The sequence below is a fragment of the Ruegeria sp. BB10 genome, assembly GCF_056535725.1.
This window is the reverse complement of the sequence record NZ_JBQFIW010000004.1, coordinates 74,733-97,412: the sequence shown is the minus strand read 5'-3', so window position 1 is coordinate 97,412 and position 22,680 is coordinate 74,733. Positions and strand designations below refer to the sequence as shown.

The 22,680-nt window shown below is 58.2% G+C and carries 20 protein-coding genes; 4 read left to right on the top strand and 16 right to left on the bottom strand.

From position 1 onward, the window contains the following. Window positions 1–253: 253 nt before the first annotated feature. The 6 genes from ACR3EP_RS21770 to ACR3EP_RS21745 form a co-directional block, all read right to left on the bottom strand. Window positions 254–1,780 carry a PepSY-associated TM helix domain-containing protein gene (locus tag ACR3EP_RS21770; protein ID WP_480639438.1) on the bottom strand — a complete coding sequence of 509 codons (1,527 nt, stop codon included), beginning with the start codon at window positions 1,778–1,780 and terminating at the stop codon, window positions 254–256. Beyond that, the gene (locus tag ACR3EP_RS21765) at window positions 1,777–3,258 is read right to left on the bottom strand and encodes a polysaccharide pyruvyl transferase family protein (RefSeq protein WP_480639437.1); all 1,482 of its coding nucleotides are present in this window, start codon (window positions 3,256–3,258) and stop codon (window positions 1,777–1,779) included. Before ACR3EP_RS21765 ends, ACR3EP_RS21770 begins: the two co-directional genes overlap by 4 nt. After that, on the bottom strand, window positions 3,218–3,751 hold the full coding sequence (locus ACR3EP_RS21760) for a hypothetical protein (protein ID WP_480639436.1): 534 nt from the start codon (window positions 3,749–3,751) through the stop codon (window positions 3,218–3,220). The genes ACR3EP_RS21765 and ACR3EP_RS21760 overlap by 41 nt, the downstream gene beginning before the upstream one ends. Before the next feature lie 59 nt (window positions 3,752–3,810). After that, window positions 3,811–4,602, bottom strand: coding sequence for a hypothetical protein (locus ACR3EP_RS21755; RefSeq protein WP_480639435.1), 792 nt, complete (start codon window positions 4,600–4,602; stop codon window positions 3,811–3,813). A gap of 133 nt (window positions 4,603–4,735) precedes the next feature. Beyond that, entirely contained in the window at window positions 4,736–5,170 is a 435-nt protein-coding gene (locus ACR3EP_RS21750; RefSeq protein ID WP_480639434.1) for a glycosyltransferase family 2 protein, read from the bottom strand. A gap of 140 nt (window positions 5,171–5,310) precedes the next feature. Then, window positions 5,311–5,625 carry a glycosyltransferase family 2 protein gene (locus tag ACR3EP_RS21745; protein ID WP_480639433.1) on the bottom strand — a complete coding sequence of 105 codons (315 nt, stop codon included), beginning with the start codon at window positions 5,623–5,625 and terminating at the stop codon, window positions 5,311–5,313. Between the two features lie 196 nt (window positions 5,626–5,821). Between ACR3EP_RS21745 and ACR3EP_RS21740 the strand changes: the two genes are divergently transcribed. Then, window positions 5,822–6,751: an NAD-dependent epimerase/dehydratase family protein gene (locus ACR3EP_RS21740; protein ID WP_425082456.1), complete on the top strand. Its 930-nt coding sequence runs from the start codon at window positions 5,822–5,824 to the stop codon at window positions 6,749–6,751. 57 nt (window positions 6,752–6,808) lie between these two features. On the opposite strand, the gene ACR3EP_RS21735 is transcribed toward ACR3EP_RS21740, so the two are convergent. Continuing rightward, window positions 6,809–8,275 carry an oligosaccharide flippase family protein gene (locus ACR3EP_RS21735; protein WP_480639432.1) on the bottom strand — a complete coding sequence of 489 codons (1,467 nt, stop codon included), beginning with the start codon at window positions 8,273–8,275 and terminating at the stop codon, window positions 6,809–6,811. Window positions 8,276–8,475: 200 nt separating this feature from the next. Between ACR3EP_RS21735 and ACR3EP_RS21730 the strand changes: the two genes are divergently transcribed. After that, window positions 8,476–9,684 (top strand): glycosyltransferase family 4 protein, encoded by a 1,209-nt coding sequence (locus ACR3EP_RS21730; RefSeq protein ID WP_480639431.1) that lies wholly within the window; start codon window positions 8,476–8,478, stop codon window positions 9,682–9,684. Here the strand turns inward: ACR3EP_RS21730 and ACR3EP_RS21725 are convergent. The 4 genes from ACR3EP_RS21725 to ACR3EP_RS21710 all read right to left on the bottom strand — a co-directional run bounded on the left by ACR3EP_RS21725 (window position 9,654) and on the right by ACR3EP_RS21710 (window position 15,004). Further along, a complete protein-coding gene (locus ACR3EP_RS21725) occupies window positions 9,654–10,607 on the bottom strand; it encodes an MBL fold metallo-hydrolase (RefSeq protein WP_480639430.1) in 954 nt (317 codons plus the stop codon). The genes ACR3EP_RS21730 and ACR3EP_RS21725 overlap by 31 nt on opposite strands. 23 nt (window positions 10,608–10,630) lie before the next feature. Then, window positions 10,631–11,695 (bottom strand): Gfo/Idh/MocA family protein, encoded by a 1,065-nt coding sequence (locus ACR3EP_RS21720; protein ID WP_480639429.1) that lies wholly within the window; start codon window positions 11,693–11,695, stop codon window positions 10,631–10,633. A gap of 42 nt (window positions 11,696–11,737) precedes the next feature. Further along, window positions 11,738–13,612, bottom strand: a complete 1,875-nt coding sequence (locus tag ACR3EP_RS21715; protein ID WP_480639428.1) for a DUF6798 domain-containing protein — start codon at window positions 13,610–13,612, stop codon at window positions 11,738–11,740. A 108-nt stretch (window positions 13,613–13,720) separates the two neighbouring features. Continuing rightward, window positions 13,721–15,004, bottom strand: coding sequence for a glycosyltransferase family 4 protein (locus tag ACR3EP_RS21710; RefSeq protein ID WP_480639427.1), 1,284 nt, complete (start codon window positions 15,002–15,004; stop codon window positions 13,721–13,723). A gap of 396 nt (window positions 15,005–15,400) precedes the next feature. On the opposite strand from ACR3EP_RS21710, the gene ACR3EP_RS21705 reads away from it, so the two are divergent. Continuing rightward, window positions 15,401–16,732 (top strand): Rieske 2Fe-2S domain-containing protein, encoded by a 1,332-nt coding sequence (locus ACR3EP_RS21705; RefSeq protein ID WP_480639426.1) that lies wholly within the window; start codon window positions 15,401–15,403, stop codon window positions 16,730–16,732. Between the two features lie 66 nt (window positions 16,733–16,798). Next, window positions 16,799–17,782: a glycosyltransferase family 2 protein gene (locus tag ACR3EP_RS21700; protein WP_480639425.1), complete on the top strand. Its 984-nt coding sequence runs from the start codon at window positions 16,799–16,801 to the stop codon at window positions 17,780–17,782. A gap of 11 nt (window positions 17,783–17,793) precedes the next feature. Here ACR3EP_RS21700 and ACR3EP_RS21695 read toward each other — a convergent pair whose 3' ends face one another. The 5 genes from ACR3EP_RS21695 to rfbF are packed head-to-tail and all read right to left on the bottom strand — an operon-like array spanning window position 17,794 to window position 22,133. Further along, a complete protein-coding gene (locus ACR3EP_RS21695) occupies window positions 17,794–18,153 on the bottom strand; it encodes a GtrA family protein (protein WP_480639440.1) in 360 nt (119 codons plus the stop codon). A gap of 35 nt (window positions 18,154–18,188) precedes the next feature. Then, window positions 18,189–19,064 carry an NAD-dependent epimerase/dehydratase family protein gene (locus ACR3EP_RS21690; RefSeq protein ID WP_480639424.1) on the bottom strand — a complete coding sequence of 292 codons (876 nt, stop codon included), beginning with the start codon at window positions 19,062–19,064 and terminating at the stop codon, window positions 18,189–18,191. Further along, entirely contained in the window at window positions 19,064–20,296 is a 1,233-nt protein-coding gene (locus ACR3EP_RS21685; RefSeq protein ID WP_480639423.1) for a methyltransferase domain-containing protein, read from the bottom strand. Before ACR3EP_RS21685 ends, ACR3EP_RS21690 begins: the two co-directional genes overlap by 1 nt. Further along, on the bottom strand, window positions 20,293–21,378 hold the full coding sequence (locus tag ACR3EP_RS21680) for an NAD-dependent epimerase/dehydratase family protein (protein WP_480639422.1): 1,086 nt from the start codon (window positions 21,376–21,378) through the stop codon (window positions 20,293–20,295). The genes ACR3EP_RS21685 and ACR3EP_RS21680 overlap by 4 nt, the downstream gene beginning before the upstream one ends. Further along, window positions 21,360–22,133 carry a glucose-1-phosphate cytidylyltransferase gene (gene rfbF, locus ACR3EP_RS21675; RefSeq protein ID WP_480639421.1) on the bottom strand — a complete coding sequence of 258 codons (774 nt, stop codon included), beginning with the start codon at window positions 22,131–22,133 and terminating at the stop codon, window positions 21,360–21,362. The genes ACR3EP_RS21680 and rfbF overlap by 19 nt, the downstream gene beginning before the upstream one ends. Window positions 22,134–22,680 lie beyond the last annotated feature (547 nt).

The window sequence follows — 22,680 nt, the reverse complement described above, 5'->3', positions numbered from 1 at the left end:
TTTCCTCGTTATAGGCGGGGATGACGACGCCAGCCCATACCGGCGGTGTCCTGGTGTTGGTTCACTGGCCGTTGGCTGGTCCGTTCAATCACTTTATTCATCGAGGTGAATTCCCCTTGCTTACCTAATTCCCCTGCGCCGATGTGGCTTTCCATTCGAGTTCACCCAAAAGCGTATGCTGAAGCTTAGTCGGTGATTTTGGCTCAATTCGACTCTTACAGCGTCAGGTTTCGTATCAATTCCCAATTTGTTGCTATAATACCGGTCGGCCCAGACGCCAGATCAGCCGGGTTCCTTCGGTTCCAAGGCCGGGGAGCGTCAGGATCACCCGATTTTCGGTATCATCGGCCCGCAGCTTTGCTGTTGTAACCAGCACGTCACCATCTGGCTCGAACCAGACAGTTTCGGCGGTGCTGTCACCAAGTTGAACGGTGGCCTGATGTGCTGTCGTCTGCTTTGAACTGAAAACGCATTTCGATTTCTTCCCCGGCCGCAATTTTCCGCGCGTCCAGAGCTGCGCTTCGTGGGGCTGAACCGGGACCCATTGGCGAACCCATTTCTCGTTTATCGGCCCAAAGCGATATACCCCGAGCGTCGCTGTGCCGATTATGAGCAGAACCATAAGCCATTTTACCGGCGACATACCTGTCCAGATCCGGCGGGTAACACCGGGTGACGGTGCTGCGCCTGACGGCGCAGGTGGCAGGACGCGGGATGCGTAAACGAGCGCGCCAAACAGGGCGGCACCAGTCGACAGCACACCGAAAATCAGCCACAGAACCCGGGATGTAAACCCGCCCCATTGGCCGAAATGCAGTGGGTGGATCATTGCAGTCACTCTGGGCCAGATACCGAGCTCCCCGGCTGAAAAGGCGCCAAGTACTTGAAACGTCATGGGGTCGACGGTCACCGAGTTTGCTTTTGCCTCTGCCACAAGCGCATCGGTTTGCCCCTGAAACTTAATGCCGTCGGTTGTCCGGTTCGGTAGTACTATCAGGGTAGCTTCTAGCTCGGGCACAGCAGCGGTTGCCGCGGCGGCGGCGCGATCCAGATCGGCCCCGCTGAACCCAGGAGGCAGCCGTCCGGCCCGTTCACTTGCTTCGGCCGCTTTGGGGTAGGCGCCTGCCGGTACCCCGACTGTGGTGATGAAATAGAAAAGCCCGGTCAGGGTAATGACGATCAGGAATGGCAGGGCCCAGAGAACCGTCAGCCGGTGCAGACCGCCCCACCAGCCTCGTGTGCCCATATGGCGCGGAGGGACCCGGAAATACCCGCGCCAGAAACGGCGATAGCTGATCAGCCCGGTGATGATCGAGATCAGCAAAAACACGGATGCGCTGCTGACAATTAGAACACCCAACCGATGCCCGGTCAGCAGGCTGTCGTGAATGCCGCGGATGATCGGGTTCAGCCCCGAAAGCCGGGGGGTAGAACCCAGTACTTCGGCCGTGACCGGATCTGTCCACACAAAGGCTTCTTCACCCCAGCGCGTGAAAACAACCGTGGCATCCCCAATCCATGAGGCCTTGTCCCGCTCGATCCAGCCGGTACTCACATCCGGATAAGCGGCCCGGACGCTGTCATAGATTTCACCGGGTGTCGCGCTGCGCTGTGTGACGGCAGAGGTGGCACGCATGCCTTTGTGCAGGAAGGCTTCAATCTCGGTGATGAATACCAGTGTCGTCCCCGTAGCCAGCATCAGCAACAACAGGATCGACAGGTTCAGTCCAATCCAAGCATGGAGCCGGAACAGAAAACTGCGCACCTTCCGCGATGTCATGTGACATTCTCCACGGTTCTGGCGGGGCAGATGGCCTGTAACCGCTCGGACAGCCAGTCGGCGCGCAGTTCATCAATCCTGCGGCAATTTTCTTCGATCCCGGCATCGGCGAGTACGGCGGCCACCTTGTCCCGCTTGCCGATCCGGTAGTCGATGCCGATCACCGGGCATCCCTGGCTGAGCGCGAAAATGGCTGCGTGGAACCGCATCGCGATCACCGTATCCATCCGGCGCAGAAGGGCGACAACCCCGTCAAGCGACGCGTCTGCCTGCCAGATCCGGAAGTCGGTTCCGGGTTCAAGATGTTGCATGATCCGCCAGGCGCTGCGCAGATCCGACATGCCGAACTGAACCGCATTCATTGGAAAGAACACGAAACACGGGTCAGTGCCGGTCTGACGGGCGTAGTCCATCAGCCCCTGCGCCAGTTCGCGTTCGCAGCGGTTTTCGACGGCGCGGGTGTGCGCGGCCGGGTCCCGACCCGGCTCGGCGGGTGTGAACAGGTGTCCGATGGGACGGATGTTGATGCCGATCACCGGTCGGCCTGCGGTGCCGTCCAGCAAGGTCGCAATCTGTGCTGGTTCATGGACCGGCAGACGTGTCAGTGTCTCACCCCGGGTTTCCAGGTAATCGAACGCCGGGTCACGGCCGATTTCAATGTCACATCCTTGGATGATCTCGCGGCGGGCGTCATCGCGCACCCGTATCGTGATCCTGTCGGCCAGTTTCACCAGTCGTCGGGCTGTGACTTCTGATGGTTTGCGGACAAAGGTGCCGGGCCCGATACCTTCCATAACAAACGGCAGACCCGCCGTTTGGCGGGTAGCGGTTTCCAGATGGCGTACCAGTTGCTTGGGCAGATCGGTCAGCGGACCGCCGGCAAATACGACGCCATCAACCGAAGACAGCGCAGCACGGATATTGGCGGGCGTATACCCTGAACTCGACATCGACCGGCACATCCAGCATGGGGATGAGATGACGGGGTGATACGGGCGCTGGGTCATCAAAATCGCCCGCGCAGTGCCATGGCGCTTGTGAATCCGGTACAGGACCCCGCCCAGAATGGCCGAATCACCGATATGTTCGCCCCCATATGCACCGATCAGCAACACATATGGCATTCTGGGGTCTTCCCTGCCGGGGCGGGCCTCGGGCGCAACACGCGCGCGCAAATGCGCGGGGACGCCGCAGCCCAGAACATCGGCTACGTCTGCAATCTTTGTCTTCAGCCCCTGCGCCGCAGCCGGGCCACGATGTTTGTCGAAGCTGGGCCGCAGCAAGGTCGCGCCAAGATTGCCCCGTGTGCGTAACTCTTCTGAATATCCGGCCTTGCTGTCTAGGATGCCCCAGGGTGCGTCGGCCTCGGGGGCGGGCATGTCCGACAACACGCTGCAGAGCCGCCGGAGCGCCGGAATGCGGTTGCGCGCAATCTGGTCAATTTCTTCGTCCAGCAGGCGATATGAAACGAAATCCACGCAAATAGCCGGTCATCGCCTTCCAGATCTGCCCCGTCACCGCCAAGCGCTGAAGCAGCAACACCGTGGTCACGCCGTTGATTGCTGCCAGAGAGCCCAGAAATTCAAGGTGATAGACTATGCCCGGCGTCAGCGGGACCAGCCAACGCACCGTGTGGCCAGCAGCGTGCAGGGCCGCTGCGGTCGTGGTGATCTGCCTGAGCCGTCCGGCCTCGCCCAGAACATGTCCCGGCACATCATCGGTGTCCTTCAGTATAAAATCTGTCGTGAAACAGATGCCCTGCGTCTGCGCGAAAAAAGCCAGCCCCGTGATGTCTTCGGCCGTCATCATGTGGTGGTCCAGGCGCAGCGTAATGCTGTCCAGATCGCGCTGGTCTGCCAGAACGGATATCAGCGCCTTGCTGTCGAAATTTGCATTGGGCAGGATATTCAGAGCCAGCGTGTCACCGGGGCGGACTGCCTGCAGCTGCGCTGCCGTGTCCTGGCTGTCCATCCGTCGTGAAGGATGAGGTCAATGGGAAACGGGGTCATCATGATCCTTCTAACACGGCTTCAACTAGCTTTCGGCCTAGTTTCAACATAGCCGATGAATTCACCAACCGACCAGCAAACCAACAGGAACAGCGTGAGGGGGCCGCCGATATACCTACCTACATGGCTGCCTTTCGCCACCTGACGCCGAAAGTGCCGGAGAAACAGGACAAAGGGCAAAAGTGGCATGGCCAGGCAGAGTTTAAGCCGCTGCCCGCGGGTGATTTCGCGCGCCCGCACCTGACCGAACATGCGCGCCCAGTGCAGCCGCTCGGCGGCCAGGCTGCCAATGCTGACCTTCGGTCGGAGCTGCTCGGTGATGGCTGCATCCGTCAGCATCAGACCAACCCCCGCGTCACGCAGCGCCCAATTGACCTGCGCTTCCTGATATTTGACCTCCCACAGAGTCCGGACCGACATTATCGCGTCTCTTTTGTAGACGATGTTCGTATCGGTCACGTATTCCGTTTTCTTCGGAAAGTGGCGGCTGGTATCGGCCAGTCGCAGAAGAAACGCCCAGTTCCAGAGCCGGTTCACACCATTGGTCACAGCACCGCCGATGACACCGTGCGGGTGTTCAACATGCAACCGGATCATCGTTTCGGCCCAGTGCGGGTCAGGGACGCCACGATCTTCGATAATGCCAATCAGCCGGCCGCGGGCCCGTTTCATGGCTTCGGCCCGCCGGGTGTCGTAGAATGCATGCATTTCCAGAGGATTCTTCGGCACGGTGCCATCCAGAATTTTACCCAGATCAATAAAGTCGAACTGTGGTAGCGCGGCCAGCTCTGGCCTCCTGCGACATGTGGTCATAAGGGATCAGGACTTCGAACTGGCATCACCTGTTGTGTGGACAGGCATCCAGACAGCGTGTCAGTACCGCTCCGCCATCGACAATCGTCATCACAATACTCAGATCGGGGGGCTGTGACATGCGTGACCCGTCCTATCTGACTTTGCTAAGCGCGTTGCCCGGGCCGAACCAGTATCCGGCAACTTCTCCGGCGCCCCACGACAGGCAAAATGGGACAAGCAGAGGCAGCGATTTGACGAGATGCCCCACATAGGTGCCTTTCGACAAGATGCGCTGAACTGTCCGATAGAACATCAGCGGGGGCAGGGCAAAAGCGGCCGTGCCCATAGCAAGGCGGCGTGGCAAAGGTGCGTCGCTTACCCGTGCACCCGCATAGGAGCGTGAATAGAGAAAGCGCTGTGAAAAATAGAGCCAGAACGTATAGTGCATCTTGTGGCCGACCACGATGTCGGGCCGCATGATCAGCGTGATCCCATCTGCCTTCATCGCATCATGCAGATGATTTTCCCATTTGTGCTGCGCGAGAATATCACCATAGCGGTCCAGTACTTCCTTGCGGTAAATCACATTGTTTCGGGCACCCGCCCGAAGGTCCTGCTGGCAGCGGTGGCAGCGAGGCGCTGTATTCGCAGAGGAATGCGGCCCAGTTCATCCGTGTTTCGGTCGCCGCGTTTTCGATGGCGCCGCCAACGACATCATGCCCTCCGCTAGGGCGTCCAGCATCCGGCGGCCCAGTCAGGCGGAACGATCACGTGATCTTCGATTACGGCAACAGCTGGTGCAGTCGCATTGGCGATACCGATCGCGCGCATCGCGGGGATCGTCGTGTCTGCAGCCACGGGCAGAATACGGGTATCGGGAAAATCGCGCTGCACCGCTTTGCGCACGGTCTCGCCCAGCCGATCCACAACAATCACTTCCGGAACCGCCGATTGTTGTGCAGAAAGCGCGGTCAGACAGTTTCTCAGATCGTCATAACTGTTCACCGATGGGATGATGACCGAGAGGTCTGGTGCTGGCATGCTGTACTCCTGCACTGGTAAAAATAGACACTAAAACAAACTGCTTCGGACATGGTCCGACCTTACCACCTTTATCTGTGTGCAGGCCGCACCATGAGCTGTCAAGGATGCTGTACCGGTCGATTTGGCCCCTTGGGTATGGCGCAGTTCCGCATTGTTGTTAGGGTATCGGTCAGGCGGGAAAGGACCTGAGCATATGGCGCGATATCTGGTCACTGGCGGTGCGGGCTTTATCGGCTCACACTTGGCCGATCATCTGGTCGAAGCGGGGCACGACGTCGTTGTGCTGGACAATCTGTCCACAGGCGCACGGTTTAACCTGCCGCCACAAGTTGATCTGATTCAGGGCGATATTGCTGACTTCGAAAACCTTCCGGCGCTGATCGCGCGGGTCGATGGATGTTTTCATCTGGCTGCCATCGCGTCGGTGCAGCAGTATCAGGACGGCTGGGCAAAGGCCGCCAAGGTGAATTTCTACGGTTCGGTTAGGGTGCTTGAAGCGGCGGCGCGGGCCAATGTACCCGTGGTCTATGCCTCTTCGGCTGCCATTTACGGAGACAATCCCCACCGGCCGCTGATCGAAACTGCAACGTCACACCCCATATCCGGCTATGGGGCTGACAAGCTGGCGATGGAACATCATGCAGAGGCTCTGAAAGCGGCAATTGGCCTCAGGGCCACAGGGCTTCGGTTCTTCAATGTCTATGGCCCGCGCCAGGTACCCGGCAGCCCGTATTCAGGCGTAATCAGTATTTTTCTCAACCGTCTGGCTTCTGGACAGCCGATAACTGTTTTCGGAGACGGGGAGCAGGCGCGTGACTTTGTCTATGTCTCTGATGTGGCCGGGGCGTTGATGCGGGCCATGTCCTGGACGGCCGCAGGGAATTGCGGCGTGTTCAATATTTGCCGTGGTGAGGCAACCACGCTCAATGATCTGATCCGCGTACTTGCCGGGGTGTTACAGTGCGCGCCGCAAATCCGATATGAAGAGCCCCGCACCGGAGATATCCGTATTTCGCTCGGTTCGTCTGTGGCCGCAGCAGAGATGCTGGGTTTCAGGGGAAATGTCGCTCTGGAAGAGGGGTTGAGGCATACAGCTGATTGGGTCAGAAAATCATCCCAATGAAGGGCCCATGGTGGGATTGTTTCCATCTTTTCCAGATGCCCGTCAGGCGGACTCGAATCAGCCTGGTATTTCCTTGGCATAGGCGATCCGTCGTAAATCGTTATAAAGCGGTGCGATCTGTGTCAGGCCAACGCCGACATAGATACTGCTGCAGATGAGGAGCTGCAGTGTCGGATCGGTGGTTACCCATTGTGACAGGACCAGCCCAGCCGAAGCTGCCGCCAGTGGCGGTGCCACGGATTTGATCAGTGCCATGGAACCAATCAATCGGCCCGCTGCGATCTGGGTCACTATTCCGCTTGCCAGCAAGCCAACGCATAACGCCAGTGCTGCGCCCGTGGCGCCCAATACCGGAATTGTGGCCACGCCTGCGCACACCAATACAACGGCGCCTGCGATTTCTGCCCACAACAGGTATTGCTGCCGGTTGCAGCCGATCAGGGACCATCGCGCATGGCCGGACAACATGCGGATTGGCACGGCCCAGGCCAGTACGGCCAGCACCGGCCCTGCGGCACGGAAATCCGCGCCGAATACCGATCCCATTATCGGTTTGCTCAAAAGGGTCAGCAGCAGGGCCAGCGCGATCCCGGCCCAGGCAACCAGATGAACCGAAGACCGCATTACACTGCTCCAGGTTTTGCGGTCGTGCTGCACGGTGCGGGTGATCACCGGGTACAAATTAAAGTGATAGACAAAACTCAGCGTCATCAGCGAGATGATGATCCGCTGTGCCGCGCCCAGCCAGGCCGGGCCGACGCCATCCGCCAGGCTGACAAGCAGGAATATCGGCGCATAGAGCATGAAGGCCCATAACATGTTGGCCAGGCCGACCGAAAAACCCTCTTTCAGGAAATACAGGGCAGCGCGCGGCGGCCAGCCGAAGCGATACGGTACTGTCCAGATGTATTGTGCAATAAGGTAGTAGACGGACACGATGGCGACAGCGGTCAGTTCGATCCAGCCAACCGTCAGTATGCTGCTGCCGGGGGCCATGAACAGAAAGACCCCACCTGCGAATACCGCGGTTCGGATCGGCTGCGCCAGGGCGGCAACGGTCATTTTCTCATACCCCTGCAATAGCCATTCCTGCTTGAGCGGAACCGCCAGCAGAGACAGGGCATAGATCCAGATAAGCAGCGTAACTTCGGGGTCCTGATTGGTGAAATATCCGGCAATCCCCACAACGGGGATCACGATCAGCGCCAGCATCAGCCGCGCCGCAGGCACCTGCGCGGCCAGATCCGGAGCGCGATCAGGGCTGCGGGCAAGCTCGCGCACGCCGATGGTTCCGGCGCCGCACTCGATGACGATAGCCGAGAATGCCGCGATCGAGATCGCCAATTCGACCGCCCCGTACTGCGTGGTATCCAGAACCCGCGCCAGATAGGCAAACGCGAGAAACCCGATCACCATACTGACCGACTGGCCGCTGACCAACGACACGAAATCCCGGAAGAGCTTGGGCCCCCGGTCAGACATGATATGCGCCAGCCGCTCACGTGCGGTGTCGATGATCGACATGTTTCAGCCTCTCTGTCGCGGAAGAGCGGGTCCCGCTGATCCAACTATATTTCTCTCAGTCCCTGAGGATGGCAAGGACGGATGACTTTGGGCGCATGCTGACGGCCAAGAGGTCGACAAGTGGCTATACATGCGTGGTCAGTTCGATAAAGTCCGATCAATTGCCGTTATCCAATCAGAAATTTCCAACAGGACATTAAATGCCAGGCCCGCCCCTCCACATCGGAATCGATGCCACAACTTGGTCGAATGATCGGGGCTTTGGCCGCTTTACCCGTGAATTTGTTACTGCCCTGGCCGCCCGGGAAAGCGGGCTTCGCTACACGCTGGTTTTCGATCAGCCGCCGACTGCGGACTGGCCGGTGCCGGACGGGGTCGACATTGTCACCGCCGCGACCGGAAAAGGGTTGAACGAGGCAGCGGTCGGCGACAATTCACGTTCGGCTGGGTATCTCTGGACGATGGGGAGGCTGGTCCGGCGCATGCAGTTCGATGTGTTCTATTTCCCGGCCGTTTATTCCTATTTTCCGCTGTTGTCGCGGGTGCCCTGCGTGACCTGTTTTCACGATACGACGGCCGAGCGGATTCCGCATCTGCTGTTTCCGACCAGAACCAATCACAGGCTGTGGCAACTCAAAACCTGGCTGGCCAAGCGGCAGATGACACGAGCGATGACCGTTTCCGAAACGTCGGCTAATGACATGGTGTCTTATCTCAACATTCCCCGTGAAAAGATCGACGTGGTCACCGAGGCTGCCGACCCGGTCTTCCGGCCCATCGAAGACAGGCACATAGCGCTGGCCGCCCGTGCAAAATACGGGATTCCTGAACAATCGGACCTGCTGGTTTACGTGGGTGGCATGAACGCACACAAGAACATTCTGGGCCTGCTCAGGGCGATGCCGCATATCGTACAAGAGCGCCCGGATGTGCACCTGGCCATTGTCGGCTCCACCTCGGGCAAGGGCTTTTGGGACAATGTCCCCGAGTTGATGGCCTTTGTCCGGGACAACCCGCCGCTCGAACAGCACGTAACCTTTACGGGATATGTCCCGGACGCAGAACTGGTCGAACTTTTTGCGTCTGCTGCCGCACTGGTTTTTCCCTCTTTGTGGGAAGGGTTCGGCCTACCTGCGGTCGAGGCGATGTCCTGTGGTATTCCGGTATTGTCATCCGACCGTGGCAGCCTGCCCGAAGTGGTGGGGGATGCAGGGCTTTATTTCGATCCCGAAGATCTGGGGGCGATCCGCGATACAATTCTGCGGTTTTTCAGCGATTCCGGGTTGCGCCGGACCGTGACAGCCGCCGCTCTGCCGCGCGCTTCCAAATTCAGCTGGGACCATGCCGCCAAGCTGGGTGAAGACAGCTTCCGGCGTTGTTATGGCGATGTGTCGGGCAGCGTGGCATAGATCATCCGGACCCAGAATTTCTCCCACCCCTGTCCTTTGCGTTTTTCGGCAGGCCAGGCGTAGAGCGGATGGAACAGCGGGACATACCGCGTCGATATATTGCGGGATTTCAGCCAGATCAGATAGTTGCGAATGTCCTGCAGCTTGTCATGTGTTTCCTTTAATTCGGTTGGTCCGACATTTACCTCTCCATTCCCCGGGATGAGTGTCGTCGCATCGTTCACATGGTGCATAAGTGTCCTTAACCCGGCCAGATGACTGTTCAGGCTTGCGCCGCCGCCGATACTGATGAAGGGCAGGCCGTTTGTTATCAGAACGTCACCTGCAGCGATGATATCCGCCTGTCTGAAATGCGCGATGATGTCACCGTTCGTGTGCGCCAATGGGATATGGGTCAGGGTGATGTCCTGTCCATTGAAAGTAAGGCTGTGATCTGTGTCGAATACAAAGTTTGGCAGGCTTTCAAATTCGAACGTGGTATAGGTGTCGGTCTTGATGTTTTCGTATGTCGCACGATGCGCAATAATCTCGGCCCCCATACGGCTGAATGTGGAGTTGCCGCCACGATGATCGCCATGAGAATGGGTATTGATGACTATGTCGACATTAGCAGCGTTAATGGTTTCAAGGGCTGCTAAAACGCTGGCGGTCATGTTCACATCTCCGGAATCGACCAATAGAGTCCCGTCATGTCCGGTTGAAACTAGGATATTCCCTCCAGCCCCTCTCAATACGAAGAAACCATCATGCAGCGCGATGACTTGCAGTTCGGGTGTATATTTATAGGTCTCTTTTGTTGGGGCTTCTGCAGGGTCACTGCCCCTTAGATAGACATGCCAAACCAGCCCCGCATAGCCTGCGATTACCAGGCACAAAGCCAAGGTGGCGAGAACTGCGAACTTCCGAATTGAAATGATTGCCATCCCCCCCTGAATGTCATGTCCGATTACCGGTTCTGTTCCTGCATATTACCAATATTTTCCAGCGCCACGACCTGTCCGCTGACAGTGCTTTCGCGAACCGCGGCAGCCACCTGCAACGCCCGCAGGCCCGCATGGCCATCGGCCAGTGGCACGTCAAAATGCCCTGCAACCATTCTTTGAAAATCGCGCAATTCGTCCTGAAATGAAAGCAGGCAGGTGGATTGCCAGGTTTTCAGTTTTTCGCGGATCATGATTTCGGGATAGAATTTGCGTTGCCTGGTTTCCGGCCCGTTCGTCGCCGGCTTGGAGATCAACAGATTTTGCATTGGCGCATACGCGCCCCGTACCATGCCTTTGTCTCCGTAAATCTCGACAAAAGATTTATAGCCTTTCCACTCGGCCCAGGTCGCGTGATAGGTGGCGGTGATCCCGTCGGGATTTCTGAAAACCGCCATGGCGTTGTCTTCTGACCCGTTCACGTGCCAGATGTTTTCAGTCATGACCCCGTAGACCGAGGTGATTTCACCTAGGAAATAGCGGGCCAGATCGGTCATATGGATGCCGATATCCATCATGGCGCCGCCGCCTGATTCCGGCATTTTGTATTCCCAGTCATGACCAAAGTTATGGAGCCCGTTATGGCCCCCATAGATGCGCACATGATCGATTTTGCCAATCTTTCCCATATCCACCGCTTCGCGCGCGAAGCGCACGAAGGGGTAGTAGCGCAGGTTGAATCCCACGGCGAGGATGCGATCCGCGTTCTTGGCGGCATCGACAATCCGTTGCCCGCCCGCAACCGTATTTGACAGCGGTTTTTCGCATAACACATGTAAACCACGGGCAAAGGCGGCCACACATGCGTCCTCATGCAGATGCGGAGGGATTGAAACGATCACGGCATCCATCCCGGCATCAAAAAACGCATTAAGATCCGAATATGCCGTGGCGGATGTGCCTTCGACGACCGCCTCTGCTGCCTGCAGGTTCACGTCAACAACAGCAGCCAGTTCAGCAGTAGGGTCCGCGATGATCGACTGCACCCGCAATTTGCCGATCTTGCCAGCACCTACAACGCCAATACGCATTCCGTTTCTCCTTGAACTCTAATCAAAAATTTATTGTCAGCCCTATTGCTCCGAACTGTCCAGCCTTATGGCCTTGAAGCTGTCATTTTCGAACAGAATGGGGCCGGGCCAGGGCGTCTCGGCATGAAGGACCGCATAGTCGGCGCCGTAACGCCGTGCGACCGCGCTCCAGTCGATTCCGTCCCGATAGACTTGTTTCATTGCACGCAGGGCGGTGAAGCCACCACCGTCCACCGGGCCATGAATGGCCTCCATGCGGGTTCGCCATTCACGCATTGCTGCGTCGTCGAATGGGATCGATGTGTGATCGACAACGATGGCCCGGCCCGAAATTATGCGGAAGGATTCGAAATCGGGCGGCACAAGCCAGATCGCATCGGGCGGGCTCAGATCAGATGCGGCGCGAGAGATTTCGAAATTGTCACCCTTCAGATCAGCCCAGATCAACTGGGTCCGCAGCGCGTCCAGACCTAAAAGCCCCCTGTCACGCGTCAACGCCGTTGCGGTCAGTGTCACCGCAACCAGAAGGGTTGCCAGAATGGTTCCTGCCGGTTTGCCCGGACGCGGTGCGACGATCAGAGCCAGTGCAGTCAGTGCCAGCAGGGCCCGCAAGCTTTGCTGTGTCAGACCATACCGGTATTGGGCGGCAAGGCTCAGCAGGATCAACACCGCAAGACCTGCCCAGCGTATCACGGCCCAGACAGACCCGCTGGTCCAGCGCGGCCCCATCACCAGCGCCCCTGCGGCAATCAGCACGAATAAGATCGCATAGGGCTGTGCGTCTGCTGTGGCCAGTGCCAGACAGCCTGCCATGATGACCCCCGCAAGGCGATCCCGACTAATCCAGTCTGCGACCAGCCAGCCAAAGGCAAGCAAACCAACCCACTTAACCACCATCAACATTCGGAAAACCTGCGCAGTGACCCAGAGCCGGCTTTGCATCATGTCGACAAACCAAAGGCTGGCAGCGCAAAGCACCAATACGATCAGAGCCGCCAGAGACAGGGCGAGAACCTCGCGACTGAGGCCGTGACGGAACTGGTGAAAGGCGAGAACGATCCCGGCGCAACCGACAAACGCCAGCGCCTGCATCCAGGACAGTTGCGGGAAGCTCAGCCCCAGATAATGATGCGGCGACCGGAACTGCGCCAGTGTTTCAAAAAACTCGGCATCGCTCATCCGAATGGTATTCGTGTCGGACATGGGCAAAATCCACGCCAGATACATGGCGATCGCGAAAAGAAGACCAGACGCGACAGCGGGCGCCAGGCTGCGCAGAATGCCTGCCTCGGGCGGGCGCAACAATATGGCAAGCCCGGTTGCGCAATAGGCGATCAACGCAATTTCCATGCCGATCAGCGGGTGGGCCAGAGCCGACAGGATCAGGGGTCCCAGGGCCCGAAACGGCCGCAATTTGACCAGCAGCACCATACCGATCAACGCCAGCGGAATAGCCGGGTTCGCGGGCTGGAAGCTTTCGAACCTCAGATAACCGGCCAGACCGAGGGAAAAGCTGCCATTGGTCACGACAAAAACCGCAGCCAGCAGACCACCCAGAGCATTGGTGTGCAGCAGGCGCGTCGCTGCGTAATAGGTCACCGAAGCCAGGGCAAAATTGCAAAGAACCGCAAGACCATGCGTGATCAGCGGCAAAGGAAGAATGTCCTGCATCCAGGCCAGGACATGTGCGTAATAAACCCGCGGGCCGAACTGGGCAGCACTGTTCACGTAGAAATCGCCCGCCAGAAAATCCGGATTGCGCAAGCGTTCGACGATCGGAAATTGTTCGGCCTGACTGCCGTAGCCGAACAGGGTGCCCATCAACGGCATCAGGGCAAGAAGCGCCAGAAAGAGGACGATGTCCGCAGGCGCAAGAGGGTCGGTTTGCCGGATATCTGTTGTCGCGGCGGCTCCCATCACGACCTTTCCGAAGTGCGCCCGGGCCTGACAGGCAGAACACCGGACGCGATGCTGGCTGGCCCGGTCAGGCCCGCGCAGCCCAGAGCTCTGGCGGGAGAGGACAGTTCAACCATTGACCAACTCATCGTTTGTGTCTGTGGCGAATTTGGCAGCACGCCGTGCGACGTCGTCAAGGCCCCGGTCGCGTGCCGCCGCTGCGATTTCGTGAAAATATTGCCCAATCACCACGTCTTCGCTCCAGAGTCTGTCAAAGGCTTTGCGACCGCGTTGCCCATCCGCCGCCGCAGCCGCCGGGTTTGTGATATAGTGCGTCAGCGCGCTCCGCAGATCCTCGGCCGTGGTAAACAACTGCCCGCCGCCGCTGGCCTCGATAATCTCGGGGTAGGGGCCCAATGCCCGGGCCACGATGGGGGTCGCCTCCTGAAAAGCTTCGAGGACCACCATGGGGAAGACTTCATAGCAACGTGACGGCGTGACTACTGCGACCGCGTCCCGATAAAGCTGCCGCAGTTCGTGCATGGGTTTGCGCCCCAGAAACCGCACCCTGGGATTGTCTTTTCCCAAGGCCCGTAACGTGCTTTCGTAATTTCCGCTGCCGGCAATCCACAGCTCTGCCGGCAGGTCGTTGAAGGCAGGGATGACGTCCTGAAGCCCCTTGATAATCTCAAGCCGCCCAACGAACAGAATGTAAGGGGGCGATTGGTCCGGCTCAGTGGTGTTTGCCGCGCTGCCCTCGGATTTGGGCAGAAAGGACGGAAAGACTGTCATCGGCGCTGCAAAGCCGAAACGGCGATGATTGTCCGCCGAGGATTGGCTGAGCATCAGGAACCGGTCGACGTGGCGCGCCTCGCGCGAAATGAGATTGGTGGCCCGCCACAATTGCGGGGGACGTCGGTGGCGCAGGATGCAACGCAGACAGCGCCGTTTGTCGCAAATCTCGCGATTGTCGCGCCACAGAATATGCGTGGGGCAGACCATCCAGTGTTCATGCGCGGTATGCAGTTTGACCCCGGTGCCATATTTCCAGATACCCGGCCCGCCGATGAGCGAGACATTGTGAAAGTGAATGACGTCGAAACGATCTGTCAGCAGGTCCCGCAACGCAGCCCGGTGCCGGGCCGGATGACCCAGTTGCTGTACGGCGAGGCTTGAGAGGACAGGTTGATTGCTGGCCAGCCGGTGGACCGGGATGCCGTTATCCGAAGCGGACGCTTCGGGGGTCGTTCCCGACAAGGCGCGGTATCCGTCGGTGTCATGGATAACCTCGACGTGGTGGCCGCGCGCCGCCAAAGCCCGGGCCAACCGCTGAACATAAACCCCGTCCCCGCCGAAATTGAACGGCGGGTAGAAGGTTGTCACCATGGCTATGCGCAGCCCAGATTCCGTCATGTGCCCCTCTTGCCAACCCGGCGGTGTGGCCAGGTTTGGTATGTGTTTCGGGTCCACTTCTGTTGAGAAGACTATGACCCCATCAAAGGCGTGCAACGCTTTTTAAGGCCCAGTGCCGCCAATCCTTGATTCGATAGCCTCGGAGCGGCATTCCGGCTGGAAACATTGTTTACAAAAAAACGAATAAAGTGCGGTTTTGGTCCTCTTTGTTTTTCTGTTTGCCGCAAGAACATGATTCTGTGCAGAATTGCGGCTACTATGTTCCGTGTCATGGTAAGGATCGTACCATGTGTGACATTGGCCTATGTCTTTTGAGCCACTTGATCTGTTCGGTTGCGGTGCGTTTTTTAAAGGCATGTGACGTTTGTTTAAGAGTGTGATTGTGTGGAGGAAACCATGTCTTACCACGATTTGAGATTTGACCAGGGCGAAGGCGCAGACCGAAACGGGCTGGCCGACCGGATACTCAGGGGCGAGGTTTTTGTTTTCCGCGAAGCACTGCAGGCCTTCGGTCTGCACGAGATGTGGCGTCAGGCAAGTTTGCGCGGCATTGAGAAAAGTGTAGACAAAGATGCGGCTGAGCGTGCGGACCGAGACGGGTTCCACCGCATTCACGAATGGGTTGCGGCTAAAGACATTCCGGCGATGACGGATGCTGTTTATGCTGAAATCGAACCCTCGGCGCATGAATTCTTAAATCGTTTCATGCATGGGGCCTTCCCTGGCATTTCCAGTTTCTATTTTGAACGGACACCCAATGTGCGTTTCCATATTCCCTATGATCTGACCCAGGAACACAAAAAGGCCTACAACGAATTTGCCAAGGATCACGGGCAAGGCAAGATTGCCGCGCATGGGCCGCATCGCGACAGCTGGCTTGATTGCCCGTCCAACGGCCTGAACCTGTGGTTTGCCATGGGCCGGATTCGACCGGGCAATGGTATGACGATCTATCCCGAGGATTATGAGGGCGAATATGTATTCCAGCGTTCAGGCAATCTGGCGGATGGGCAGAAACTGCACCAGAACTGGACCTTTGATCTTTATCCAGGTGACGTTTTGATGTTTCACACCGATCATGTGCATGGATCGGTCCTAAACCGTACCAACGAGACACGCTTTGCCATCTCGTGCCGTTTGTCGATCGACAAGCCGGTTTTCCCGCAACTGCACCACCATACCTACGTTCACTCAGGGTGGAACAACTCTTCGGTGTTGAAGCCGTTGTCCGAACTGCCCGCGATGATGCAACCCGGTTACGTTTCAAGCTTTGCCAAACGGGTCCGCGACAAGCTGGTGCCCGCACTTGCTCCGGGTGAACCCGATCCCTTGCCGCCAGAGATTATCGGAACAAAGGTGGGGGATACCTACCAAGTGCCATTGTCAGCGCTGGAGGTGGGCGGTGTTCACGGGGTTTCGGCGGCGCTTTGCGTCGCACGGCTTACCGAAGATACGGTGATCGCAATGACCCGACGCTGCCCGCATCAGGGGGGCGATTTGGCCAATGGCTGGATTGAGGATGGCAAGGTGGTTTGCCCCTGGCACAGCCTGCCCTTCGATCCGCATTCGGGGAAATCGGCCTGTAAGACGTTGCCCAGCCTCAAGCGGGTCGCCTGCGAGATTAAGGGCGATAAAGTGATCATCGACCCTAAAACAGTACTCAATGCGGAGGATGGCAGTGTCGGGGCGGCAGTCGCATCGGCAGCAAGCCGCCCCACTGCCCAATGATCTATCCGAGGGTTGGAAACGGTATCACTTCGTCCCAGCCTTACAGCCTCTATTCATGAGCAGCCCATGAAAACGATTTCCGTCGTATCGCCATGCTATAATGAAGAAGACAACGTCGCCATCTGCTATGAGACGGTCAAGGCGATGTTTGCCGAACAATTACCCGGATACAGGTGCGAACACATTTTTGTGGACAACGCATCAGAGGATGGGACGGTCAATGTTCTGCGTGAAATCGCTGCGAAAGACGCCAATGTAAAAGTCATCGTCAACGCCCGGAATTTCGGTGTTTTCCGGTCTACATTCAATGGGTTGCGCTATGTCAGCGGCGATGCGGTCGTGGTGATGCTACCGGTGGATTTACAGGACCCGCCCCGAATGATCCCCGAATTCGTTTCGCTTTGGGAAAGCGGTTATGACGTCGTAGCCGGAGCCCGGGACACCCGCGAGGAAGGCCTTATCCTGCGGACCGCCCGCAGCATCTTCTATGGTACGATCAACCGGCTTTCCGAAGTGGAACTCAGACCCAATGTCGGAGAGTTCCAGCTGATCGACCGGCGCGTGCTGGAGGCGGTGCTGGAGCATAACGACCATTACCCCTACATCCGGGGGATCATTGCCGCCTGCGGGTTCCGCCGGATCATCGTGCCTTATACATGGGAGGCCCGGGCCCGGGGCCTGTCCAAACACAGCCTGCTGGCAATGACAGATCAGGCGCTCAACGCCATTTTTGCCTTCAGCCGGGCGCCGATGCGTTTTTGCACACTCAGCGGCCTGGTCATCGCCACCATCTGTGTTCTGTTTTCGCTGATCTCGGTTGTCTTATACTTTCTTGAACCCAATCTGGCCCCGCGCGGGACAACAACGATCATCGTTTCGCTTTTCTTCCTGTCAGGGGTGCAACTTCTGTTCATTGGAATGCTCGGGGAATACATAACCGCGATTCACAATCAGGTCCGGGGCGGGCCGGTTGTGATCGAGCAGGAGCGGATTAATATCGAACCCGCTTCGGACAGTTCAAGTGTCACAGATCGCACTTCATCCGCGTAAAGGATGCGGGGTCATCCGGCTTTTCGCGACCACGGAAAATGCCCGGTCAGAACCCGGCCAATCAGAATATAAGCCAGGACAGCTGCGGGCAGCACCAGTATTCCCTGTGCAATAAAGGGTGACAGCCCGGCGCTCAGCAACGCCTGCAACCCAAGCGCATTCACCCCATAAAGCGACAGGTAGGCCAGGACATAGGTGGGTAATTGCGAAATACCGCGGGTACCAAAGACCAGCCGGGCATGAGTCATGTAGTTCCAGATCACACCCCCGAAATAGGCAATCGCCAGTGCCGGTTGCGGAGCCAGACCAAAGGTCAGAAGCAACGCGTAAAGCGCATAGCCGAAGATGGTATTCAGAACCCCGACCGCCAGAAAGCGGATGAATTCCCATATCTTTCTAGAATCGATTATGGCCGTTCCTCCGCTGCCAGAGTTGCTGCTATAGCAGAGATCAGATCATGGTGGGGCTGAAATCCCGCCTCGTCCCGCAATCGGGTCACGTCTGCCGCTAGCCGGTCAGGGTCGTCCGGCGCGCGCGCAATCGTACCCAGTCGGATCAGATCGGGGTGATGCATCTGGTTTGCGACCTCTTCAATCAGGGCCCGCACCGGGATTGCGGTGCCGCTGGCGACATTGACCGCGCCGGTGACGTCGGTTTCCAGCAGTCGTAACAGTGCGCGGGCCAGATCGTCCACATGCAGGAAGTCCCGCTCTTGCAGTCCATCGGTACAGTCTACCGACCGACCCGCCCAGAGGTTTGAAATCAGGTCGCCAAACAGCCGTCCCGGAGGCTCACCCGGCCCGTAAACAAAGAAGATACGCGCCCAGGCAAACGAAAGGTTCAGCGCATCCTGGCCCTTGCACAGTGCCATCCCGGTTCCGGCCTTGGCCGCCCCATACAAAGTGCGAGGGCGTAAGGGGCTAGTTTCGGTCAGTTCCGGTATCGACCAGTCATATTCGGCACAGCTGCCTGCGCAGACCGCGCGCTGGCCACCCGAGCGCGCGAATTCCCGAACCAGATGCAGCGTGGCCGCTATCCAGTCCAGATTGGCCTCAGAGGTCCAGCGGTCACGCGGTTCGTCATGCCAGGCTAGGTGAACCAGATGGCTGGCCCGGGCTGCTTCGAGGGCTTTGGTCGTCGCGTCGGGGTCCAGCAGATCGCAGGTTATGTCGCTGGCCGGATTCCGGCCCAGCCTGATCACCTCATGACCCGCGTTTGTCAGAGCCGGGGCCGTTGCCCGACCGATCAGGCCGGTGGCGCCGGTCAGCAGAACCCGGGCCATCAGCTGATCCGGACCTCGGGCACGGCGGTTGCGAACCGGGTGCCGCGGGCTTTGAGATCGGCCAGCTGATCAATGACTTCGTCGCGGATGTTCCAGGGCAGGATCAGAACGTAGTCGGGGGGTGTGTCGCGCAGCGCCTCGACCCCGTGCACGGGAATGTGGCTGCCGGGTAGCAGTGTGTTCTGCTTGGCCGGATTGCGATCGACGCAATATGAGATCAGCTCGGGACCGATCCCGGCATAGTTCAGCAATGTGTTGCCCTTGGCGGCCGCGCCATAGGCGGCGATGGTGTCACCGCGGGCTGTAGCCTCGCGCAGGAAGGCAAGCAGCCCGTCGCGCAGTGCCTCGACCTGAGTGGTGAAATTCATATAGCCCTCGGGGCGGTCGAACTGCGCCGCTGTCTCATCGGCGCGAACCTTGGCCAAACCGGCCCCTTCAGGGTGGCTGGCCCCTTCAAGACAGGCAAAAACCCGCAACGAACCGCCATGGGTGGGCAGTTCCTCAACATCAAAGACACGTAGGTCTGCTTTGGCGAAGATCTTTTCGACCGCGAACAGCGACAAATAGGAGTAATGTTCGTGATAGATCGTGTCGAACTGCACTTCGTTGATCAGGTTCAGCAGATGCGGAAACTCGACCGTATAGACCGCATCGCCTGACAAAAGGGTGGCGATCCCGGCGACGAAATCATTGATATCGGGCACATGCGCCAGAACATTGGCCGAGGCGATCAGCGCCGGAGGTTTCTCGGCCTCGGCAACCTTCTGGGCCAGTGTTTCACCGAAATAATCGACCAGCGTGCGTACACCTTTTTCTTCGGCAGCAGCGGCCACGCTGCCCGATGGCTCGATGCCCAGCACCGGGATGCCCTTTGCGACGAAATACTGCAGCAGATATCCGTCATTCGAGGCGATCTCGATCACCAGATCATCCGGACCCAGATCAAGGCGGTCGACCATCTTTTCAACATACGCTTTGGCATGGGCCAGCCAGCTGTCCGAATAGCTGGAGAAATAGGCGTAATCGGCATTGAAAATCTCATCCGCAGGCACCGCATCCTCGACCTGAACCAGATAGCAATCATTGCAGACCCAGGCATGCAGCGGATAGCGCGGGCAGGCTGTGTTCGCGCGTTCGGGCGGCACATAGGAATTGGCCAGTGGTGACAGCCCGAGATCGACCAGTGTCTGGCTCAGCGGCGCACCGCAGTGCCGGCAGGCAGGTTGTGTCATTGCGGCATCCTCCAGCGCAGGTCCTCGCTCAGCGTGCCATTGTGGATATGTTCTTCCAACGCTTTCAGCCGCATCAGCGGTGAGGATCGGAAATCGGGGTCTTTGAAATGGATTTCATTCAGCAAGTGCAGCAGATCAGTGATCGTACCCGCAAGCGTCTGAACGGGCTGATGGTCGGGCGCCAGTTGCTTATACAGCGAAAAGTCGACCTTGTACGAACGGCTGTCGGGCGAGGCATCGGGATTGATCGAATAACTGGCCCCCGGCACCGCTTCGGCCACGGCCTGCGCCAGATCGCGGATCTGGTAATTCCACACATCCGACCCGGCATTGACCGCCAGCCATTGGCCACCGGCGTCCTCGGTCCGGGTGATCGCCCAGTCGATGGCCCGCGCCATGTCGCGCACGTCAATCAGCGGTCGCCACGGGCTGCCGTCGCTCAGCACGGTGATCTTACCGGCGGTGACGGCGCAGGCTGCAAAATCGTTCAGCACCAGATCAAGCCGCAACCGGGGCGATGGCCCGCAGGCGGTGGCAAAGCGCAGGGCAGTGCGCAGCATTCCCGGCGTGTTCATGGCCTCCAGCGCCCGCTCGGTTCCGATCTTGCTGCGGGCATAGGCGGTCAATGGATTCAGAGGCGCATTCTCGGACCGCGCATCGCCCTCGGCAAATCCGTAGACGGAACAGCTGGAGGCAAAGACAAACCGCGATACCCCGGCTTCGGCGGCAAGGTGAGCCGCCTGAACAATGGCGTCCTGATTGATTTCCGTGGTGACGGTTTCAAACCGCGCGCCCATCGGATCGTTCGAAACCGCTGCCAGCGCAACAACCGCATCGGCCCCCTGAAACAGCGAGGCGTCGACGTCGCGGATGTCAGCAATGATCTGCTGGTTCAGAAACCGCTCGGGCCAGGCATCATGCGTGGTCAACCGATCCGAGAAAAAACCGGGATCAAGGCCGATCAGGTTGGCGTTGGGCCAGGATTTCCGCAAAGTGGCGGCGACCACCGGGCCGATATAGCCCAGATTGCCCAGCAGGATGATTTTCGGAGCGGCACCCAGTGTCATTCCCAAACCTTCCATGGGGCATTGTCTTCCTGCCAGCGTTCCTCAAGCTGGCGGCGGTCGCGGAGCGTATCCATCGGCTGCCAAAACCCCTTATGACGAAACGCCATCAGGTCGCCATCTGCAGCCAGTGTCTCAAGCGGAGCGCGCTCCCAGATCTCGTCATCGCCATGCAGCAGTTCAGCAACCGACGGATGCAAGACGAAGAACCCGCCATTGATAAACCCACCATCGCCCCCAGGCTTTTCAGCGAAACGGTCGATCCGGTCGCCGTCCAATTCCAGCGCGCCAAAGCGTCCGGGCGGCACCACCGCCGTCAACGTTGCGCGTTTGCCGTGGTTTTTGTGAAATGCGATCAGGGCGCTGATATCGACATTTCCGACCCCGTCCCCGTAGGTCATGCAAAAGGCTTCTTCATCCTTGAGCAGATGCATGACCCGGCGAAGCCGCCCTCCGGTCTGGCTGTCCTGACCGGTATTGACCAACGTCACGCGCCACGGTTCCGATTTGCTGCTTGCAACTTCAAAGCCCCCATTGGCCAGATCAATGGTGACGTCCGAACTGTGCAGAAAGAAGTTCGCAAAGTATTCCTTGATCACATACCCCTTGTAGCCAAGGCAGACGATGAAATCCGTGACCCCATGAGCGGCGTAGATTTTCATGATATGCCAGATGATCGGTTTGTCTCCGATCTCGACCATGGGTTTTGGTATCCTGACGGTTTCTTCGCTGAGCCGGGTTCCCAGACCACCGGCCAGAATAACGCATTTCATAAAATTGCTCCCTCGTTAACAACGAAGTCAGCCACTAATTAGTCGGCTTTAACCCGCCGCGGCACTGTCGTTCCAAAAACTCGTCAACAGTAGGACGGGAGGGTTGAGTCCTGTCAAGGTTCACAAGGGTACGAGTCGTGTCACCCCAAATTTCCTTACGCTCTGGTGTTGGTGAATACACAATACGTTCAGGTGAATAAGATTGTTGATTTGCCCGCGCGTATTGCAAGTGAGCCCGGTTCGCATCGAAAGCCGCATTCTGGACCGCGATAACAAAAGATCAAACACAAGGCATCAATCTCAAAGCCGCCTGAGGTTTGACAGCACCCTCCAGAAACCGCCGGAGCAATTCCGGGACTTTGAACTGTCATTACTATTCAACATGTTGAGGAGGAATTCCCACCCTCTGCCGGGGATTGCAGCTGCTTGGCTTGCAGGAAGTATCGGCCAGTTCCTGAAAGTGAACACCTCAATCTGCACACATCTTTATGCGCCCGGTTGCGCTGTAGACCTGACATAATGGCCATATGTTTTTTCACCGATCAGG

Coding starts and splice junctions, on each gene's coding strand:
- ACR3EP_RS21770 (WP_480639438.1), bottom strand. CDS start 1,780: ATGACATCGCGGAAGGTGCGCAGTTTTCTGTTCCGGCTCCATGCTTGG.
- ACR3EP_RS21760 (WP_480639436.1), bottom strand. CDS start 3,751: ATGGACAGCCAGGACACGGCAGCGCAGCTGCAGGCAGTCCGCCCCGGT.
- ACR3EP_RS21755 (WP_480639435.1), bottom strand. CDS start 4,602: ATGACCACATGTCGCAGGAGGCCAGAGCTGGCCGCGCTACCACAGTTC.
- ACR3EP_RS21745 (WP_480639433.1), bottom strand. CDS start 5,625: ATGCCAGCACCAGACCTCTCGGTCATCATCCCATCGGTGAACAGTTAT.
- ACR3EP_RS21740 (WP_425082456.1), top strand. CDS start 5,822: ATGGCGCGATATCTGGTCACTGGCGGTGCGGGCTTTATCGGCTCACAC.
- ACR3EP_RS21735 (WP_480639432.1), bottom strand. CDS start 8,275: ATGTCGATCATCGACACCGCACGTGAGCGGCTGGCGCATATCATGTCT.
- ACR3EP_RS21730 (WP_480639431.1), top strand. CDS start 8,476: ATGCCAGGCCCGCCCCTCCACATCGGAATCGATGCCACAACTTGGTCG.
- ACR3EP_RS21725 (WP_480639430.1), bottom strand. CDS start 10,607: ATGGCAATCATTTCAATTCGGAAGTTCGCAGTTCTCGCCACCTTGGCT.
- ACR3EP_RS21720 (WP_480639429.1), bottom strand. CDS start 11,695: ATGCGTATTGGCGTTGTAGGTGCTGGCAAGATCGGCAAATTGCGGGTG.
- ACR3EP_RS21715 (WP_480639428.1), bottom strand. CDS start 13,612: ATGGGAGCCGCCGCGACAACAGATATCCGGCAAACCGACCCTCTTGCG.
- ACR3EP_RS21710 (WP_480639427.1), bottom strand. CDS start 15,004: ATGACGGAATCTGGGCTGCGCATAGCCATGGTGACAACCTTCTACCCG.
- ACR3EP_RS21705 (WP_480639426.1), top strand. CDS start 15,401: ATGTCTTACCACGATTTGAGATTTGACCAGGGCGAAGGCGCAGACCGA.
- ACR3EP_RS21700 (WP_480639425.1), top strand. CDS start 16,799: ATGAAAACGATTTCCGTCGTATCGCCATGCTATAATGAAGAAGACAAC.
- ACR3EP_RS21690 (WP_480639424.1), bottom strand. CDS start 19,064: ATGGCCCGGGTTCTGCTGACCGGCGCCACCGGCCTGATCGGTCGGGCA.
- ACR3EP_RS21685 (WP_480639423.1), bottom strand. CDS start 20,296: ATGACACAACCTGCCTGCCGGCACTGCGGTGCGCCGCTGAGCCAGACA.
- ACR3EP_RS21680 (WP_480639422.1), bottom strand. CDS start 21,378: ATGGAAGGTTTGGGAATGACACTGGGTGCCGCTCCGAAAATCATCCTG.
- rfbF (WP_480639421.1), bottom strand. CDS start 22,133: ATGAAATGCGTTATTCTGGCCGGTGGTCTGGGAACCCGGCTCAGCGAA.